Consider the following 17,722-nt stretch of genomic DNA (forward strand, 5'->3'; position numbering starts at 1 on the left):
TTGTCCACACACGTGTCGACACATGCGGCTGGGTGCCTGGGAATTCGCTCCGGGTTGTCGCGTGGGATGCGTGGAGGTCCAACCCAATTCAGAGGAAGCAAGATTGTGAGCAACGTGACCATGCGCCAGATGCTGGAGGCCGGTGTCCATTTCGGCCACCAGACCCGCTACTGGAACCCCAAGATGAGTGCCTTTATTTTCGGGCACCGCAACAAAATCCATATCGTCAACCTGGAAAAGACGCTGCCCCTGTATCAGGATGCCGTCAATTTCATGGGGACGCTTGCCGCCAATGGCGGCAAGATCCTGTTCGTCGGCACCAAGCGCGCCGCGCGCGATGCGATTCGCGACGAGGCGGCGCGTTGCGGCATGCCGTTCGTCAATCATCGCTGGCTCGGCGGCATGCTGACCAACTTCAAGACCATCCGTCAGTCCGTGAAGCGGCTGAAGGATCTGGAGGTCATGTTCGAGAGCGGCACCATCGAGCGCTTCAACAAGAAGGAAGCCCTGGGTCTGTCTCGCGAACGCGTCAAGCTTGAGCAGAGCCTGGGCGGCATCAAGAACATGGACGGCCTGCCCGATGCGATGTTCGTCATCGACGTGGGTCACGAGAAGATCGCCGTGACCGAGGCCAACAAGCTCGGTATCCCGGTCATCGGCGTGGTCGACACCAATAACGATCCCAGCAACGTCGACTACGTGATTCCCGGCAACGACGATGCCATCCGGGCCGTGCAGCTGTATATCGCCGGCGCCGCGGATGCCATCCTCGACGGTCGCGGCACGGCGGCCGCGATGGTCGGTCGCGGCGATACGTACCTTGACCCTGCTTCTGGCAGGGAATCGGCACAGGCCGCCGAGGCGCTGTAATCCCCCGCCGGCGTCGCGGAGGCACGGCTTCCGCGCGCTGCCCTTGGTGGATCCCCGGCATGCTCTCGCACTCGGGATCCGTCTCAGATCAATTTCGAAATACGCCCGTCGCGGGGCGGAGGTAGTTTAGACATGGCGATTTCAGCCGCAATGGTCAAGGAACTGCGCGAACGCACCGGCGTTGGCATGATGGAGTGCAAGACCGCGCTCGTCGAAGCGAATGGCGACATCGAGGCCGCGATCGAAGCGATGCGCAAATCCGGTCAGGCACGGGCCGCGAAAAAATCCGGTCGCACCGCCGCCGAGGGCGTGGTCGTGATCCAGATCGCCGAGGATCGCAAGCACGGCGTCATGGTCGAGATCAACTGCGAGACCGATTTCGTGGGCAAGGACGCGGGCTTCGTCTCCTTCGCCGAGGCCGTCGCCGCCACGGCGCTGGCCAGCCCGGTCAAGGATGCCGCCGAACTGGCCGCGCAGCCGCTGATCGGCGATCCATCGATCACCGTCGACGCGGCACGCGAGGCGCTGATCGCCAAGATCGGCGAGAATATTCAGGTGCGTCGTCTGCTCCGGTTCGATGGCGTCGAGGGCGCGCTCTACAGCTACCGTCATGGCGTGCGGATCGGCGTGGTGGTGGCGCTGGAGGGAGGCGACGAGTCGCTCGGTCGCGACATCGCGATGCACATCGCGGCGAGCAATCCGCTTTGCCTTAGCGCCGAGCAAGTGCCAGCAGAGACCCTTGCGAAAGAAAAGGAAATCTTCAAGGCGCAGTCGCTCGACAGCGGCAAGCCCGAGGCGATCGTCGACAAGATGATCGAAGGGCGCATGCGCAAGTATCTTGAGGAAGTCACTCTACTCGGACAGCCGTTCGTCAAGGATCCGGAACAATCCGTCGAGAAGCTACTGAAGAAGGCTGGCGCGCGGGTGCTGGCCTTCTCGCGGGTCGAGGTGGGCGAGGGAATCGAGAAAAAGACCGAGAACTTCGCCGAAGAGGTGATGGCCCAGGTTCGCGGTAGCTGAGCCGTCGCGGTCTCCTGCTTCCTTATTACGATCAAGTCGCGCCGAGGTCCACGTCCATGTCGAGCCCAGTCTATCGACGCATCCTGCTCAAACTCAGCGGCGAGGCGCTGATGGGCGCGGGCACGGATGGGATCGATCCGGATATCCTCGAACGTTATGCGCTTGAGGTGCGCGAGTTGGTCGCGACGGGGTTGCAGGTTGCATTGGTCATCGGCGGCGGGAATCTCTTTCGCGGCGCTGGTCTTGCCGCCAGAGGCATGGATCGGGTGACAGGTGACCACATGGGCATGCTGGCCACCGTCATGAACGCGCTGGCGATGCAGGATGCGCTGGAGCGGCTCGCGGTCGAGACGCGCGTGATGTCGGCTCTGAAGATCGGTCAGGTCTGCGAGGACTACGATCGGCGGCGCGCCATGCATCACCTAGACAAGGGGCGTGTCACCCTCTTCGCGGCGGGAACCGGCAACCCCTTTTTCACCACGGATTCGGCGGCCAGCCTGCGGGCGATCGAGATCGGGGCGGATCTGCTGATCAAGGCCACCAAGGTCGACGGCATCTATTCCGCGGACCCGGTCAAGGATCCGACCGCGACCTTCTACCGCCGAATCAGCTACGATCAGGTACTCCACGAGGGCTTGATGGTGATGGATACCACAGCCATCGTGCTGTGCCGGGACCATGGAATGCCCTTGCGTGTCATCAATATCAACGAACCAGGCGCCTTGCAGCGATTGATCCGCGGCGAAGAGGTCGGGTCGCTGGTCGTCAGCGGGAACTAACATGATCGACGATATCAAGAAAGACGCGGCGGACCGCATGGGCAAGAGTGTCGAGTCGCTCTCCCATGAGCTCGCCAAGATTCGCACCGGGCGCGCCCATCCGTCGCTGCTCGACCACATCATGGTCTCCTATTACGGCTCGGAGATGCCGATCCGCCAGGTCGCCAACGTCAACGCCGAGGATGCGCGCACCCTCGCCGTGGTGCCCTGGGAAAAGAACATGGTGCAGGCCATCGAAAAGGCCATCATGCAGTCGGATCTGGGCCTCAATCCCAATACCGCCGGAACCGTCATCCGCGTTCCCATGCCGGCCCTGACCGAGGAGCGGCGGCGGGATCTGATCAAGGTCGCCCGCAACGAGGCGGAACAGGCGCGCGTGGCGGTGCGCAATATCCGTCGCGATGCCAATCACGAACTCAAGGAACTGGTCAAGGAAAAGATGATCTCCGAGGACGACGAGCGGCGCGGACAGGAGATCGTGCAGAAACTGACCGATCAATACATCAAGGATGTCGATACGGTGCTGGCTGAGAAAGAACAAGATCTGATGTCGATTTAAGACCGCCTGGCCGATCCGATTCAGACCCTCGTGAATACCGCTACGCCCGCCGTCCTTACCGTCGATCCGCAGCGTTCCGTCCCCCGGCATGTCGCGATCATCATGGATGGCAACGGCCGCTGGGCCAAGCTGCGTGGCCGTCCGCGCACCGCCGGTCATCGCGAGGGCGTCAAGAGCGTGCGCGCGGTGGTTGAGGAATGCGTGCGCCGCGGCATCGATACCCTGACGCTCTTCGCCTTCAGCAGCGAGAACTGGCAGCGGCCGCGTGCCGAGGTCAACATCCTCATGGAATTGTTCATGACCGCCCTGCGCGGCGAAGTCAAACGCCTGAACGAGAACGATGTACGCCTGCGCGTCATCGGCGAGCGGGGCGCCTTTTCCGAGAAACTCCAGCGTCGCATCCGCGACGCCGAGACGCGGACCGCGAACAACGTCACCCTCAACCTGCAGGTGGCCGCCAACTATGGCGGGCGCTGGGATATCGCCCGGGCCGCGCGTCGATTGGCCGAGGAGGTGCGGGCTGGGCGCCTGGATCCGGACGCCATCGATGAAGATGCCCTTGCGCGCCGGCTGTCTTTTCCCGATCTCCCCGAACCCGATCTCTTCATCCGCACCGGCGGAGAGCAGCGCCTGAGCAATTTCGTGCTCTGGCAGTCGGCCTATGCCGAGCTGTATTTCACGGATATTCTCTGGCCGGATTTCAATGAAGCGGCATTCGGTCACGCGCTGGACGACTTCTCGCGTCGGCAGCGTCGTTTCGGTCACACCGGCGAGCAGATCGAAACCTGGAGCGCGATGGGTGCCTATGAGCGAACTGAATAGCACCCTGCGCGCGGCAAGCAGTCTGCAGCGCCGCACCTTCACCGCGTTCCTGCTGGGACCGCTGGTCATCGCCGTCATCCTGTGGTTGCCAACTCCCGCGTTCGCCCTGTTCTTCACCGTGGCGCTCCTGCTCGCGGCCTGGGAATGGTGCGCGCTGGCCGGTCTTCGCCAGACCCCGCCTCGGGTCGCCTATCTGGCGGTCATGGCTTCCTGCATGGGCCTGTTCTGGCTAAGGCCCGATTGGTCGGTCTGGTTGTTCGGCGTCAGTCTTCTGTTTTGGATTGTCCAGGCAATCCGGCTGTGGCGCGTGCGTCGGATCGAACCGGTCGCGGGATTTCAGTCGTGGCTGTTGCCGATCGGCCTGCTGGTTCTGGTGGCGCCGTGGGCGGCCTTGGTCGACTTGCATCGCGTTCCCGAACTCGGACCCGGCCTGGTGCTGTTCCTGATGATCCTGATCTGGACCGCCGATTCCATGGCCTACTTTGTCGGACGTCGCTGGGGTCGGGCCAAGCTCGCGCCCGCCGTGAGTCCTGGCAAGACGCGCGTTGGCGTCTATGGGGCCATCCTTGGGGCCATGATCTGCGGGCTGGCCTTTTCCTGGATCCAGTCGCTCGGCGTTCCCGAGACGCTCCTGATTCTGGCGGTCTGCGGCCTGTCGGCCTTGCTGTCGGTCGTTGGGGATCTGTACGAGAGCCTCCTGAAGCGCCGGCGTGGGGTGAAGGATTCCAGTCATCTGTTGCCCGGTCATGGCGGTTTGCTCGACCGCATCGACAGCTTGACCGCGGCGGCCCCCTTCTTTGCCCTGGGCATGGCCTGGGTCATCACTTGACCGGAGTAGCATGGTGAAAGGCGTAACCGTACTGGGTTCGACAGGCTCCGTGGGCGTGAGTACGCTCGATGTGCTAGCGCGGCACGTGGATCGTTTTCGGGCCGTGGCCTTGACTGCGCATCGGGATGCCGAGCGCATGGCCGAGCAGTGTCGCCTGCACTGCCCTGACGTTGCCGTGATGGTGGATCCAGACGCGGCCACGCGACTACGGGGCCTGCTGGCGGACATGCCGAAGCGGCCAGAGATTCTCGTGGGCGTGGAAGGTCTTGAGCAGGTCGCGGCGATGCCCGGCGCCGATTACGTCATGGCGGCAATCGTTGGCGCGGCCGGCCTGCGTCCGACGCTTGCGGCGGCGCGCGCGGGCAAGCGGGTAATGCTGGCCAACAAGGAGTCGCTGGTGGTCGCCGGCGCCCTGCTGATGCAGGCCGTGGCCGAGAGCGGCGCGGAACTGTTGCCCATCGACAGCGAACATAACGCCATCTTTCAGTGCCTGCCGCCCAATTTCAGTACCGGACTCGCGGCGGTGGGCGTGGAGCGTATCCTGCTCACCGCCTCGGGCGGACCGCTGCGCGACTGGCCGGTCGAGCGCCTGGCCGCCGTCACCCCGGAGCAGGCCTGCGCCCATCCGACCTGGGTCATGGGCCGCAAGATTTCGGTCGACTCCGCCACCATGATGAACAAGGGGCTGGAGGTCATCGAGGCCTGCTGGCTGTTCGGAACCGATACCGACCATATCCAGGTCGTGGTGCACCCGCAGAGCGTGATTCATTCGCTCGTCCAGTACCAGGACGGGTCGGTGCTAGCGCAACTCGGAAATCCGGATATGCGCACGCCCATCGCGCATGCGCTGGCCTGGCCGGAACGACTTGCGTCGGGCGTCGCCCCGCTCGATCTGTTCGCGGTGGGGCGTCTCGATTTTCAGGCGCCCGATCTGCTGCGCTTCCCCTGTCTCGCGCTGGCCTTCCAGGCGGCCCGCCATGGCGGGATTGCGCCGGCCGTCCTGAATGCCGCCAACGAGATCGCGGTGGCGGCATTCCTTGATCGGCGCATCGATCTGCCGGGCATTGCGGCCGTGGTGGGCGCTACGCTGGACGCGCTGCCCGACGAGACGGTCGAGGGTCAGGGGGTCGATTTTCTGCTGGATGTCGACCGTCGCGCCCGCGAATGCGCGGAACAATTGGTGCGAACGCGGGTCATCTAAAAGCGATGGAGATTCTTTTTACAATCGCTTCCTTCGTCGTGGCGCTGGCGATTCTGATCGCGGTCCACGAATTCGGGCATTTTTGGGTCGCCCGCCGCGTGGGCGTCAAGGTGCTGCGATTTTCGATCGGTTTCGGAAGGCCGCTGTTGCGCTGGCAGAGCCGGCGCGACGAGACCGAGTATGTGCTCGCGGCGATTCCGCTCGGCGGCTACGTCAAGATGCTCGACGAGCGCGAGGAAGCGGTTCCCGAAAACCAGTTGGATCGGGCCTTCAATCGCCAACCCTTGTGGAAGCGGTCGGCCATCGTCGTCGCGGGTCCGCTGTTCAATCTGCTGTTCGCCATCCTGGCCTATTGGGCCATCTTCATCGTCGGCGATACCGGCCTGAAGCCCGTCATCGGCGTGGTTGCGCCACAGTCGATCGCCGCCGCGTCGGGGTTTCAGCCCGGCGACGAACTGCTCCGGATCGGCGACCGCCCCGCGCGAAGCTGGGAGACAGCCGTTTTCGCCTTCGCGGTCGAGGCGATGGATGGACAGGATCTGCCGATTCGGGTGCGCGACGCAGGCGGGCGGGAACAGGATCGTTGGCTTCCCGGCGAGGCCATTGCCGGTCTGGCCGAGGAGCCCGATCTGCTGGGCCGGCTCGGTTTGGAGGCGCGTCGTCCTCGCCTGCCCCCAATCATCGGGGAACTCGTACCCGGAGAGCCGGCGCAGCGCGCCGGGCTTGAGGTTGGCGATCGCCTGGTCGCGGCCGACGGCATCGCGATCGATTCCTGGCAGGATTGGGTGGCCCTGGTGCGCGAGCGCGCGGGCCAAAGCATTCCGATCGAGGTCGAGCGCGGCGATGGCTCGCTCCAGGAGATCTCGATCACCCCCCGGTCGACGGAGATCGACGGTCGGGAGGTCGGTCGGATTGGGGCCGGCGTCCTGGTGCCCGATGATTTGATGGACGATTACCGTGTCCTGGTCCGCTACGGACCAATCGAGGCATTGGGACAGGCAGTCGACAAAACCCTGGACACGAGCGTGACGATGCTGCGGGTCATCGGTCGCATGCTGATTGGCGAGGCATCGGTGCGCAATCTCAGCGGCCCGATCACTATCGCGGAAGTCGCGGGGCAAACCGCGAGTTCCGGTCTCCTTGCCTTCGTGAAATTCCTGGCCGTGGTCAGCATCAGCCTGGGTGTCTTGAATCTGCTGCCGATTCCCGTGCTCGATGGCGGCCACCTGTTTTATTTCCTGATCGAGTGGATCAAAGGCAGTCCAGTGTCCGAACAGATCCAGCTCCAGGGACAAAAGGTCGGCTTCATCCTGCTCGCGGCGCTGATGTCGCTCGCTTTCTACGTGGACATCTCCCGGCTATTGGGCTAAGCCCGCTGCATCCCTTATACTACCGCCCCTTGGATGCCGACTGCGTGGCAGATTTCGGCCTGATCGAGGGGAACCCGTCTTGCGCGCAATAGCTCAGATTTTTCGCAGTGGCGCCAGACAGCTCGTTGTGCTGTCTGCCGTCCTGGTTTCGATGCACCAGCCAGCCGCCGCCGCGGTCTTCGAGGTGTCCGATATACGGGTCGAGGGACTCCAGCGGATCGCTCCGGGGACTGTCTTCAACTATCTCCCGGTCCAGGTCGGCGATACCGTTGGCGAGGATGTCACCGGCGGGATCATTCGCGCGCTCTATAAGACCGGCTTCTTCGATGACGTCCGCGTCGAGCGCGACGGCAGCGTGCTGGTGCTCTGGGTCCGCGAACGGCCCGCGATCGCCGAGATCAAGATTACCGGCAACAAGGATATCGAAACCGAGGCGCTCAGTAACGCACTGGCCGATATCGGACTCAAGGAAGGACGCGTTTTCAATCGCTCGGTCCTTGATCGCATCGAGCAGGAGTTGGAGCGCCAGTATTTCGCGCGCGGGAAATACGGGGTGCTCATCCAGTCCACCGTCTCGCCCCTGGAACGCAATCGGGTTGCCGTCAATATCGAAGTGATCGAGGGACTCACCGCCCGGATCAAGCAGATCAATCTGATCGGCAATCAGGCCTTCACAACCAAGGAACTGAGCAAGCAGTTCAAGCTGGGGCCAACGAGCTGGAATTCCTTCTACTCCAAGAACGATCAGTACTCGAAGCAAAAACTCGCTGGCGATCTGGAGACCCTGCGCTCGTTTTATCTGGATCGCGGCTATATCAAATTCGATATCAAATCGACCCAGGTGTCGATCAGCGCCGACCGCAAAGAGATCTATATCACGGTCGTGATCGAGGAAGGCGCACCCTTCACCATCAGCGATATCCGGCTCGCCGGCGAGCCATCCGTCCCCGCAGCCCAGTTGTTTCCTCTGATACAGCTCAAACGCGGCGACTTCTTCTCGCGCAAGGCGACCACGGAAAGCGCCGAACGGATCTCCAATCTACTCGGCGACGAGGGCTATGCCTTCGCGAATGTCAATACGGTGCCCGAGATCGACGAAGCCGCCAAGGAAGTCGCGGTGACCTTTTTCGTCGATTCCGGAAAACGGGTCTATGTTCGCCGGGTCAACATGAAAGGCAATACGCGCACCCGCGACGAGGTGCTGCGTCGCGAGATGCGCCAACTGGAAACCGCCTGGTTCTCGGCCGAATTGGTGCGTAAATCGCGCGAACGACTTCAGCGTCTGGGCTATTTCGACGACGTTTCGATCGAAACGCCAGCGGTTCCAGGCTCGGCGGATCAAGTCGATGTCGACGTTTCGGTCAAGGAAAAGCCGGCTGGAAACCTGGCCGCCGGGATCGGGTTTTCGCAGTCGCAGGGCATTATCCTGAACGCCAGCGTGACGCAAAATAATTTTCTCGGCACCGGGAAGCGCGTTTCGATGGCCTTGAATACCAGCGCTGCGACCCGTCTGTATCAGCTCGGTTACCTCAATCCCTATTACACCGTCGACGGGATCAGTCGCGGGTTCAACCTGTCGTATCGCGAAACCGATTTCGACGAGTTGATCGGTGCCGATTATTCGGCCAATGTGGGCGTGGCGGGCATGAATTTCGGTTTGCCAATCTCGGATACCAGTCGCGCCGGGTTCGGTTTCCGCTATCAATACACGGATTTCACCGCGGGTTATTCCGAGATCGCGCAGGAGTTCGTGGAGCAAAATGGAAATACGTTCAACGATTTCTTTCTCTCCGCGAATTACACGAGCGATACCCGCGATACGGCGATCTTTCCGACCCGCGGTGGATTGCGAACCGTTTTTGCCGAGGTTGCGGTTCCTGGCAGCGATCTTCAGTATTACAAGATCAATTATCAGGAGCAGCGCTATATCCCGTTGACATCCCGCTTCGTCTTCTCGCTGAGTGGCGATGTCGCCTACGGCGACGGCTATGGCGACACCGAATCCCTGCCGTTTTTTGAAAATTTTTATGCTGGCGGTCCCCGCTCGGTCCGTGGCTGGATTGCCAATTCGCTGGGGCCACGCGAAACCCTCACCGACGATCCCGTCGGCGGCAATCTGAAATTGGTCGGAAGCGTCGAACTGTTTGCGCCCGCGCCAGTGGGCGGAGAGTTTGAAAAAAGCCTGCGCCTGGGCGCTTTCTTCGATTTTGGCACCGTCTGGATGATGGACGATTCCGATCTCCTGACATCGACCGGATTCGATCTTGGCGATCTACGCTATTCGACGGGCTTGTCCGTCACCTGGCTGTCGCCCGTCGGTGCGCTCTCCTTTAGTTTCGCCTATCCCCTCAATGAAGAGGAAGGCGACGATACTCAGGTGTTTCAGTTTGGATTTGGACAAACCTTCTGAGTGGCGGGGTTGCGAGTGAATATTCCTGTTGTCCGAGCACTGATCGTGCTGATGGGTTTTTGGGGTCAATCGAACGCCGCGTCCGATTATCGCATCGCCGTCGTCGATCCCAATCGCGTGGTCGAGCAGTCTCCTCAGTACGAGGCCGCTCGCGATTCGCTGCAGCGCGAGGTCGAGGATCGCGAGCGCAGCCTTCGCGATCAGCAGGAACTGATCGCCTCATTGCAGAGCAAGCTCGAACGCGATGGCGCCTTGATGAGCGAAAGCGAGATTCAGCGTCTGCAAAACGATATTCGCAGCCGGACGCGGAAATTGAAGTATGCGCGGGATGAATTTCAAGAGGATTTCGCGTTGCGTCAAAATGAACTGCGGACCAAGCTGGGACGTCAGGTGAAAGAGGTCGTCGTCGAGTTGGCGAAGGAACAGAAGATCGATTTGATTCTCAGCGAGGGTCTTGTCTATTCCGATCCGCGTATCGACATTTCCGATCTCGTCATCGAGCGACTGAAGCAGGAATTTGAGAAGAAGTGAGATGCCGCTAAAGCGCATCGAGAGTGACATTGGGTTTTGTCGACTGATCCACCGTCAGGGTCGCCAATCGCGGTCGGTAAGACGATGCACGAGCACGAACAACGCATTTCGTGCTGGACGCGGTTGACTTCGGAGAATGGTAGGTTATCGAGCTGAATGATTTGAGGTCTGAACATATGGAGATCTGCCTCGGAGAACTCTCGGCCCGACTGGGCGTGACCTTGATCGGCGATGCGACTGTCAGCGTATCCCGAGTCGCTCAATTGACGAATGCGGATGCCAGGAGTCTCGCCTTTCTCGGCGATTCCAAATACCGCCGTCATCTTGAAGCGACCGCGGCGGGCGCCGTGATCCTGTCGAAAGCCGACGCGGGCGCCTGCCATATGCCCGTTTTGCTGAGCGACAATCCCTATCTGACCTTTGCCAGGGCGGCACGGATTCTTCACCCGGATTCGCCCGTCATTGGGGGCAGGCACCCGAGTGCGGTGATCGATCCCGATGCGCGGGTCGATCCAACCGCCTGGATCGGTCCGCTGGTCGTCCTGGAGGCCGGCGTCCTGATCGGTCCGAGGGTGTTTGTCGGCCCTGGCTGCATTCTAGGCGAAGGGGTTCGCATCGACGAGGACAGTCGTTTGATTGCGCGGGTGACGCTGTGCGCGGGAACCCAGGTGGGCAAACGGGCGCTGTTGCATCCAGGCGCGGTGATCGGTCGGGAAGGCTTCGGTTTCGCGCGCGATGGCGAGCGCTGGATCCGCATCCCGCAGGTCGGGCGGGCGGTGCTGGGCGACGATGTCGAGATCGGCGCCAATACCGCCGTCGATCGTGGTGCGATCGGCGATACGGTCATCGGGCACGGCGTCAAACTGGATAATTTGATCCAGATCGGACACAACGTCGAAATCGGCGACAATACCGCCATCGCGGGAAATGCCGGGATCTCCGGATCGACGCGGATCGGCCGCAATTGCACCATTGCCGGGGCGGTGGGGATCGCGGGTCATCTGAGCATCGGTGACGACGTGCATTTCACTGGCATGGCCATGGTCACCCGCTCCTTCCCCGAGCCGGGCTCCTACAGTAGCGGGATACCGGCCATGCCAAGCGCGGAATGGCGCCGCAACGTGGCGCGTTTCAGGCACCTCGATGACCTGACGCGCCGATTGAAACATCTTGAGTCATTACTTGAAACGATGAAAGAAACAACAGAGCGGGGGAATTCCTAATGGATGGATCGCATCCTGTGCCGATCGAACCCGATCAGCAGTCTGGTCGCTCGGAGGACGTCGTGAGCACAATGGACATCCACAAGGTGTTGAGCCTTTTGCCGCACCGCTATCCCTTCCTGCTGGTCGATAAAGTGATCGATTACAAGATCAACGACTATCTGATCGCGGTGAAAAACGTTTCGTACAACGAGCCGTTTTTCATGGGACATTTCCCGGTGCGCCCGGTCATGCCCGGGGTGCTCATCATCGAGGCCATGGCGCAGGCGACCGGTCTCCTGGCCATGGCGTCGCGCCCGGAAGAGGTCGGCGACAAACTCTATTATTTCGTCGGGATCGATAAAGCCCGCTTCAAACGTCCCGTCGAACCCGGCGACCAGTTGATCATGGAAGTCAAACTCGGACCGGTGCGCCGAGGGATCTGGAAGTTCGACGCCGAGGCGCGGGTCGATGATCACATCGTTGCGACCGCCGAAATCATGTGCACGGCGCGAGACTTTACCGCTTGATTCATCCCACCGCAGTCATCGATGCCGGGGCCGAACTGGACTCCGATGTCGAGGTCGGTCCCTTTGCCGTGATTGGCGCGGGCGTTCGGATCGGTGCCGGAACCCGCATCGGGCCACATGCGGTGCTGCGCGGGCCGACACGGATCGGTCGCGATAACCGGATCTTCCAGTTCGCATCCATCGGCGAGGATCCGCAGGACAAGAAATATGGCGGCGAGCCGACTTGGCTTGAGATCGGCGACCGCAACCAGGTACGCGAGTTCGTCACCCTGCATCGCGGAACGGTTCAGGATCAGGGCGTCACGCGCATCGGCAACGACAATCTCTTCATGGCCTACACCCATGTGGCGCACGATTGCCGTATCGGCAATCAGGTGATCATGGCCAATGCCGCCTCTCTGGGGGGACATGTCGAGATTCAGGACTGGGCGATCCTCGGCGGTTTTACCATCGTCCATCAATTCTGCCGGATCGGCACCCACGGGTTTTGCGCCATGGGTTCGGTGCTGAACAAGAACGTGCCCCCCTATGTCGTGGTCGGGGGACACCCCGCCGAACCGCGCGGGATCAATTCGGAGGGATTGCGCCGACGCGGCTTCCCGACGGAGAGCATCCAGGCCATCAAGCGTGCCTATCGGACCCTCTACATGGCCAATCTGAAACGCGACGAGGCGCTCGCGCGGATTCGCGGGATGGCTGAAACGGCCCCGCAACTTGCCGTGCTGGCGGATTTCATCGCCGACAGCCAACGCAGTCTTGTGCGTTAACCTGACAAGAGCGGTCAGCGGTCAGCCTCCAGCCGGTATTTTGCCATGGTTTTCGCTGATCGAAGCCGCCCCCCGCTGGCTGAATCCCAGCAAGTGTGGCGCGATGACCAAGTGTTTGATTCAAGAAGCTGGCCACTGGAAGCTGGAAGCTGACTACGCTTTTTAAGTGAACGGACCCGATGAAAACGACAGGATCTACATTGACGGTTGGGATCGTGGCCAACGAGCCTTCCGGCGATCTGCTTGGCGCCGCGCTCATCCGTGAGCTACGTGAGATGCTCCCCGACGCCCGCTTTGTCGGCGTGGCCGGGCCACGCATGCAGGAGGTCGGCTGCGAGACCCTGTTTGCGATGGAACGTCTATCGGTGATGGGCCTGACGGAGGTGCTCGGACATCTGCGCGAATTGCTCGGGTTGCGGGCCGAGCTGAGGCGCTATTTTCTCGCCCATCGGCCGGCGGTCTTCATCGGCGTCGACGCGCCGGATTTCAATCTGGGTCTGGAGCGACGACTGCGCGCGTCGGGCATCAAGACCGTGCATCTCGTCAGTCCGACCGTCTGGGCCTGGCGTCCCGGCCGGGTCAAGGGGATTCGGCGCGCGGTCGATCTGATGCTCAGCGTCTTTCCCTTCGAGGAGACCTTCCTCAGACAGCATGGCGTCCCGGCGACCTATGTCGGACACCCGCTGGCCGACGAGATCCCGCTAGAGGTCGATCGGGACGCCGCGCGCGCCCGGCTTGGACTCTCGCCAGCCTTCCCGGTCATCGCGCTCCTGCCCGGCAGCCGCGTGGGCGAGATGCAGCGTCTGGCGGCGCCTTTCATCGACGCGGCCCGCTTATGCCTGACCGCGCGACCAGACCTGCGCTTCGTGGTCCCTTTGGTCACTGCCGGCCTGCGGGCGCGGTTCGAGGCTGAACTGGCGCGCCGGGCACCCGAGCTTCCTGTCACCCTGGTGGATGGACGCAGCCGCGACGCCATCGCCGCCGCCGATTGCGTGCTCACCGCCTCGGGAACCGCGACCCTGGAGACGCTGCTGCTCAAGCGGCCAATGGTGGTCGCCTATCGCGTCCATCCGCTCACCTATCACCTGGTCAAGCGCCTCGGTCTGATCAAGGTGCCCTATATCGCGATGGCCAATCTGCTGGCGGGGCGCGCGCTGGCGCCGGAGTTCATTCAAGATCGCTGCCGCGCCGAACGGCTGGCGCCCGCGTTGCTGGACTTCCTCGACGATCCAGAGCGCGTGGCCGGGATCCAGGACGAATATGGGCGCATCCATCGCGAATTGCGCCGCCAGGCAGCCCGTGAGGCAGCCCGCGCCATCCTTGGGCTCATCGGACAGCAGAAGGCATGAGCGAAGCGGTCATCCTGGTCGCGGGAGTCGACGAGGCGGGGCGCGGTCCACTCGCGGGACCGGTCAGCGCCGCCGCCGTGATCCTGGATCCGGCCCGTCCGATCGACGGCATCGCCGATTCAAAAAAGCTCAGCGCGCCGCGCCGCGCCATCCTGGATCGGGAGATTCGCGCGCGCGCGCTCGCCTGGGCGGTTGCCTGGGCGACGGTCGAGGAAATCGACCGGATCAATATCCTCCAGGCCTCGCTGCTCGCCATGCAACGTGCGGTAGCCGCGCTCGCGATCCGGCCCCAACGCGTTTTAGTGGATGGCAATCGTTGTCCTGAGTTTGGCCTTGAAGCGCAAGCCATCATTGGCGGCGACGGTCTGATTCCAGCCATCGGCGCGGCCTCCATTCTCGCGAAAGTCGCACGCGATCGCTTGATGGAGCAGATGGACCTGGATTTTCCAGGCTATGGCTTCGCGACTCACAAAGGCTACCCCACCCGAGTCCATCTCGCGGCCTTGCGGACGCTTGGGGTCTGCCCTCATCATCGCCGCAGCTTTGGGCCAGTACGGACCTTGATCGAGTCCAACTAAACGGCTTTCCGCATGAAGGGCTTGTTCCGCGGAGCAGATTCGGCCGCATGTTGAATCAATGGTTACGGGCGCCAATGAAATGTTTACACTGGACGGGCTGATGGTTGTATTTCATGCAAGCGTTAAGCGTCTTGCTGCCCAGATTCGTCAAGCGTAGCATTCATCAGCTATCGATCAAATCTGCTGGTTTGTTCATGGTTTTGAGAAACCCGGACAGACTATGTTTCAAGGCGCGAAATGATCGATGTCGGAACATTTGTCGCGGACTCCTCCAAACCGATGGCTGACGCCATCCTTGATTGGGGGATTGCGCACGTTGAGTTGTGTCAGCGGAGGGAAATAGAGTGAAAAAAATCGTAAAGTCCGCCATTCTTGGCTTGCCTGTGGCGCTGCTCCTGGCCGGCTGCGGCAAATATGCGTCAGTTAGCTATGAGAAGGATATTAGGCCGATCATCGATAAACATTGCGTCGAATGTCACCTGAATGGCGGGCAGGGCCATGTTGCCAGCGGTTTTTTGATAGAGTCCTACGATTCGCTGATGAAAGGCACGAAATTCGGTCCCGTGGTGGTCGCGGGCGATCCGCTCTCCAGCAGTCTCTATCGTCTCGTCGCTGGAGAAGTGGATAAATCGATCCAGATGCCGCATGGCAAGGATCCCATCAGTGACAAGGAGATCGAGACGATCGAGCGATGGATCGCGCAAGGCGCCAAGAATAACTGATTGGCCGATTCGCGTCTGGTGTCGGGTTCATTCGGCCTGGCGCCACGCATCCTCTGCGTACTCGAGTCAAGTGCCGCCATGGCATGATCGCATCCTTGCGCGGGGCTTGACTCGATGGCGGGATCGCTCGCACGGCGTTCATTCTCGCCAACATGACTCATCTCCGGATTCTCCTGTCTATTCGAAGCCTTGGGCTCGGGCATGAATGTTCCCGGAAATCGCCCAAGACCGGGAAGACCATCCATGCACCACCCGGAACACCACGGCACGACAGAGGCGGAACTCGATCCAAGTGTCCAGGATACCGGCAAACAGATTGCCGCCATCCTGGAGGATGGCGGGATCGTTACCCATGAGCAGCTGATTCACGCCCGCCGTGTCCTCGGCAAGCTCCGGGACGATCATTCCCTGACCCAGGTACTGCAGGAGCTGGGGTACCTCGATGCCCGGCAGCTACGGCAGGCCCTGCGCGAGAATCGCCAGATTGTCCCTTTGGGCAACCTGCTGGTGGAATTGGGTTATCTCAAACCGCTTGAACTTAGGGCTGCGCTCGACGCGCAGCAGGATCCGGAGTTTCAAGGGAAGCGGCTAGGCGAAATTCTGCTGGAAAAACGCCTCATTCAGGAACATCAACTGATCGAGGTGCTGGCGGACCAACTGGGTTTTCTGTACGAGGAACCCAGTTTTACCGACATCGATCACGATCTGCTGTACCAGGTCACTCCCGACTGGTGCCGACGTTTCCAGGCGGTCCCCATGCGCCGGAAGGGCGAGACGGTGCAGGTCGCCTTTCGCAATCCATTGGATACCTTTGCCAGACAGGCGGCGGAGGGTACCTTTGGCGAGGTTCTCGCGGTGATCAGTACCCGTCGCGCGGTCGAGGATACCATCACCGCCTACGAGAACAGCCGCCAGCATACCCGTCAGCGTCCGGCGGAGGTGAACGAGGCCGATGCCTCCAGCGTGGTCGATCGGCTGATCGTGGAGGCGCTGGAGTTGGGCGCCAGCGATATCCATCTCGAACCCATGCGCCAGCAACTGCGCGTGCGCCTGCGTCACGACGGCATCCTCATGTTGCATAAGGAACTGGATCGGGCGATCGCGCCGATTATCAGCAGCCGTCTGAAGGTTCTCTGCAAGGCCGATATCGCCGAGAAGCGTCGCCATCAGGGCGGCGGTTTTCGTTTCGACGACCCCCAGAGCGGTCGCCGCAGCGACGTGCGCGCATCCTTTTATGCCACCATCTTCGGCGAAAAAATCGTGCTGCGCCTGCTCAGCCGCAAGGCGGAGTTGCTGGATATCAAGGAGGTCGGTCTGGCACCGCGGATGTTGGAGCGGTTCGTCGAAGATGCGCTGGAGGTTCCCAGCGGGGTGATCCTGATCACCGGCCCCACGGGTTCCGGCAAGACCACGACGCTCTATGGCTGCGTCAACTATCTCAACGACATGGAGCGTAGCATCATCACCGCCGAGGATCCGGTGGAATATGTCATCGACGGGATTGCCCAGTGCAATCTGAACCCCAAGATCAATCTAACCTTCGAGGAAACCCTGCGGCATATGGTCCGGCAGGATCCAGACGTGATCGTATTGGGCGAGATCCGCGATCAGTTTTCGGCGGAATCGGCCATTCAGGCGGCCCTGACGGGCCACAAGGTGCTGACCACCTTCCATACCGAGGACAGCATCGGCGGTCTGTTGCGACTGATGAACATGCAGATCGAGACCTTCCTGATCTCCTCCACCGTGGTCTCGGTGCTGGCCCAGCGCCTGTTGCGGCATGTCTGCGAACATTGCGCCGCGCCCTATCGTCCGAATGCCAACGAATTGCATCGGCTCGGCTGTCAACAGAACGACCTGGCCGGCGCCAATTTTCGGCAGGGACGCGGCTGTCGCGAATGCCACTACACGGGCTATGCCGGGCGGGTCGGGGTGTTCGAACTGCTGGTGCTGAACGAAATGGTCAAGGACGCCATTCTTAACAAGCGAACCTCCTCGGAGATCCGTCGGATCAGCATCGAGACCTCGGGGCTGATCACGCTTCTGGAGGATGGTCTGGCCAAGGCCGCCGCGGGCGCAACCAGCCTGCATGAAGTGCTACGTCATCTGCCGCGGCTGGGACGGCCACGACCGCTGCGGGAGATCCTGCGGCTGGTCGGCGAGACTCCGGTGCGATGATGCGA

General features: G+C 61.7%; 17 protein-coding genes. All 17 read left to right on the forward strand.

Annotated features, from left to right (window positions below):
* The first annotated feature begins 120 nt into the window (after window positions 1-120).
* The gene (rpsB, locus tag THIVI_RS13340; protein WP_014779097.1) at window positions 121-870 is read left to right on the forward strand and encodes a 30S ribosomal protein S2; all 750 of its coding nucleotides are present in this window, start codon (window positions 121-123) and stop codon (window positions 868-870) included.
* Between the two features lie 132 nt (window positions 871-1,002).
* A complete protein-coding gene (gene tsf, locus THIVI_RS13345; protein ID WP_014779098.1) occupies window positions 1,003-1,890 on the forward strand; it encodes a translation elongation factor Ts in 888 nt (295 codons plus the stop codon).
* A gap of 56 nt (window positions 1,891-1,946) precedes the next feature.
* Window positions 1,947-2,669, forward strand: a complete 723-nt coding sequence (gene pyrH, locus THIVI_RS13350; RefSeq protein ID WP_014779099.1) for a UMP kinase — start codon at window positions 1,947-1,949, stop codon at window positions 2,667-2,669.
* Window position 2,670: 1 nt separating this feature from the next.
* Complete coding sequence (gene frr / locus THIVI_RS13355) at window positions 2,671-3,228, forward strand: ribosome recycling factor (RefSeq protein WP_014779100.1); 558 nt, start codon at window positions 2,671-2,673, stop codon at window positions 3,226-3,228.
* A 30-nt stretch (window positions 3,229-3,258) separates the two neighbouring features.
* Window positions 3,259-4,050, forward strand: a complete 792-nt coding sequence (locus tag THIVI_RS13360; protein WP_014779101.1) for an undecaprenyl pyrophosphate synthase — start codon at window positions 3,259-3,261, stop codon at window positions 4,048-4,050.
* Window positions 4,034-4,879, forward strand: a complete 846-nt coding sequence (locus THIVI_RS13365; RefSeq protein ID WP_052315029.1) for a phosphatidate cytidylyltransferase — start codon at window positions 4,034-4,036, stop codon at window positions 4,877-4,879. Before THIVI_RS13360 ends, THIVI_RS13365 begins: the two co-directional genes overlap by 17 nt.
* 10 nt (window positions 4,880-4,889) lie before the next feature.
* Window positions 4,890-6,080: a 1-deoxy-D-xylulose-5-phosphate reductoisomerase gene (gene ispC, locus THIVI_RS13370; protein ID WP_014779103.1), complete on the forward strand. Its 1,191-nt coding sequence runs from the start codon at window positions 4,890-4,892 to the stop codon at window positions 6,078-6,080.
* A 5-nt stretch (window positions 6,081-6,085) separates the two neighbouring features.
* Entirely contained in the window at window positions 6,086-7,450 is a 1,365-nt protein-coding gene (rseP, locus tag THIVI_RS13375; RefSeq protein ID WP_014779104.1) for an RIP metalloprotease RseP, read from the forward strand.
* A 79-nt stretch (window positions 7,451-7,529) separates the two neighbouring features.
* Window positions 7,530-9,860, forward strand: coding sequence for an outer membrane protein assembly factor BamA (gene bamA / locus THIVI_RS13380; RefSeq protein ID WP_014779105.1), 2,331 nt, complete (start codon window positions 7,530-7,532; stop codon window positions 9,858-9,860).
* A 51-nt stretch (window positions 9,861-9,911) separates the two neighbouring features.
* Entirely contained in the window at window positions 9,912-10,391 is a 480-nt protein-coding gene (locus THIVI_RS13385) for an OmpH/Skp family outer membrane protein (RefSeq protein ID WP_014779106.1), read from the forward strand.
* 176 nt (window positions 10,392-10,567) lie between these two features.
* Complete coding sequence (gene lpxD / locus THIVI_RS13390; RefSeq protein ID WP_014779107.1) at window positions 10,568-11,614, forward strand: UDP-3-O-(3-hydroxymyristoyl)glucosamine N-acyltransferase; 1,047 nt, start codon at window positions 10,568-10,570, stop codon at window positions 11,612-11,614.
* Entirely contained in the window at window positions 11,614-12,123 is a 510-nt protein-coding gene (fabZ, locus tag THIVI_RS13395) for a 3-hydroxyacyl-ACP dehydratase FabZ (RefSeq protein WP_014779108.1), read from the forward strand. The genes lpxD and fabZ overlap by 1 nt, the downstream gene beginning before the upstream one ends.
* The gene (gene lpxA / locus THIVI_RS13400; protein ID WP_014779109.1) at window positions 12,120-12,890 is read left to right on the forward strand and encodes an acyl-ACP--UDP-N-acetylglucosamine O-acyltransferase; all 771 of its coding nucleotides are present in this window, start codon (window positions 12,120-12,122) and stop codon (window positions 12,888-12,890) included. Before fabZ ends, lpxA begins: the two co-directional genes overlap by 4 nt.
* A gap of 179 nt (window positions 12,891-13,069) precedes the next feature.
* Window positions 13,070-14,239, forward strand: coding sequence for a lipid-A-disaccharide synthase (lpxB, locus tag THIVI_RS13405; protein ID WP_041446996.1), 1,170 nt, complete (start codon window positions 13,070-13,072; stop codon window positions 14,237-14,239).
* A complete protein-coding gene (gene rnhB / locus THIVI_RS13410; RefSeq protein ID WP_014779111.1) occupies window positions 14,236-14,817 on the forward strand; it encodes a ribonuclease HII in 582 nt (193 codons plus the stop codon). The genes lpxB and rnhB overlap by 4 nt, the downstream gene beginning before the upstream one ends.
* Window positions 14,818-15,161: 344 nt before the next feature.
* The gene (locus THIVI_RS13415) at window positions 15,162-15,539 is read left to right on the forward strand and encodes a c-type cytochrome domain-containing protein (protein WP_014779112.1); all 378 of its coding nucleotides are present in this window, start codon (window positions 15,162-15,164) and stop codon (window positions 15,537-15,539) included.
* Window positions 15,540-15,782: 243 nt separating this feature from the next.
* Window positions 15,783-17,717: a GspE/PulE family protein gene (locus tag THIVI_RS13420; RefSeq protein ID WP_014779113.1), complete on the forward strand. Its 1,935-nt coding sequence runs from the start codon at window positions 15,783-15,785 to the stop codon at window positions 17,715-17,717.
* The last annotated feature ends 5 nt before the right edge of the window (window positions 17,718-17,722 follow it).

Source organism: Thiocystis violascens DSM 198, assembly GCF_000227745.2.
Lineage (GTDB): Bacteria > Pseudomonadota > Gammaproteobacteria > Chromatiales > Chromatiaceae > Chromatium > Chromatium violascens.

Coding starts and splice junctions, on each gene's coding strand:
- rpsB (WP_014779097.1), top strand. CDS start 121: ATGCGCCAGATGCTGGAGGCCGGTGTCCATTTCGGCCACCAGACCCGC.
- tsf (WP_014779098.1), top strand. CDS start 1,003: ATGGCGATTTCAGCCGCAATGGTCAAGGAACTGCGCGAACGCACCGGC.
- pyrH (WP_014779099.1), top strand. CDS start 1,947: ATGTCGAGCCCAGTCTATCGACGCATCCTGCTCAAACTCAGCGGCGAG.
- frr (WP_014779100.1), top strand. CDS start 2,671: ATGATCGACGATATCAAGAAAGACGCGGCGGACCGCATGGGCAAGAGT.
- THIVI_RS13365 (WP_052315029.1), top strand. CDS start 4,034: ATGAGCGAACTGAATAGCACCCTGCGCGCGGCAAGCAGTCTGCAGCGC.
- ispC (WP_014779103.1), top strand. CDS start 4,890: ATGGTGAAAGGCGTAACCGTACTGGGTTCGACAGGCTCCGTGGGCGTG.
- rseP (WP_014779104.1), top strand. CDS start 6,086: ATGGAGATTCTTTTTACAATCGCTTCCTTCGTCGTGGCGCTGGCGATT.
- THIVI_RS13385 (WP_014779106.1), top strand. CDS start 9,912: ATGGGTTTTTGGGGTCAATCGAACGCCGCGTCCGATTATCGCATCGCC.
- lpxD (WP_014779107.1), top strand. CDS start 10,568: ATGGAGATCTGCCTCGGAGAACTCTCGGCCCGACTGGGCGTGACCTTG.
- fabZ (WP_014779108.1), top strand. CDS start 11,614: ATGGATGGATCGCATCCTGTGCCGATCGAACCCGATCAGCAGTCTGGT.
- lpxB (WP_041446996.1), top strand. CDS start 13,070: ATGAAAACGACAGGATCTACATTGACGGTTGGGATCGTGGCCAACGAG.
- rnhB (WP_014779111.1), top strand. CDS start 14,236: ATGAGCGAAGCGGTCATCCTGGTCGCGGGAGTCGACGAGGCGGGGCGC.
- THIVI_RS13420 (WP_014779113.1), top strand. CDS start 15,783: ATGCACCACCCGGAACACCACGGCACGACAGAGGCGGAACTCGATCCA.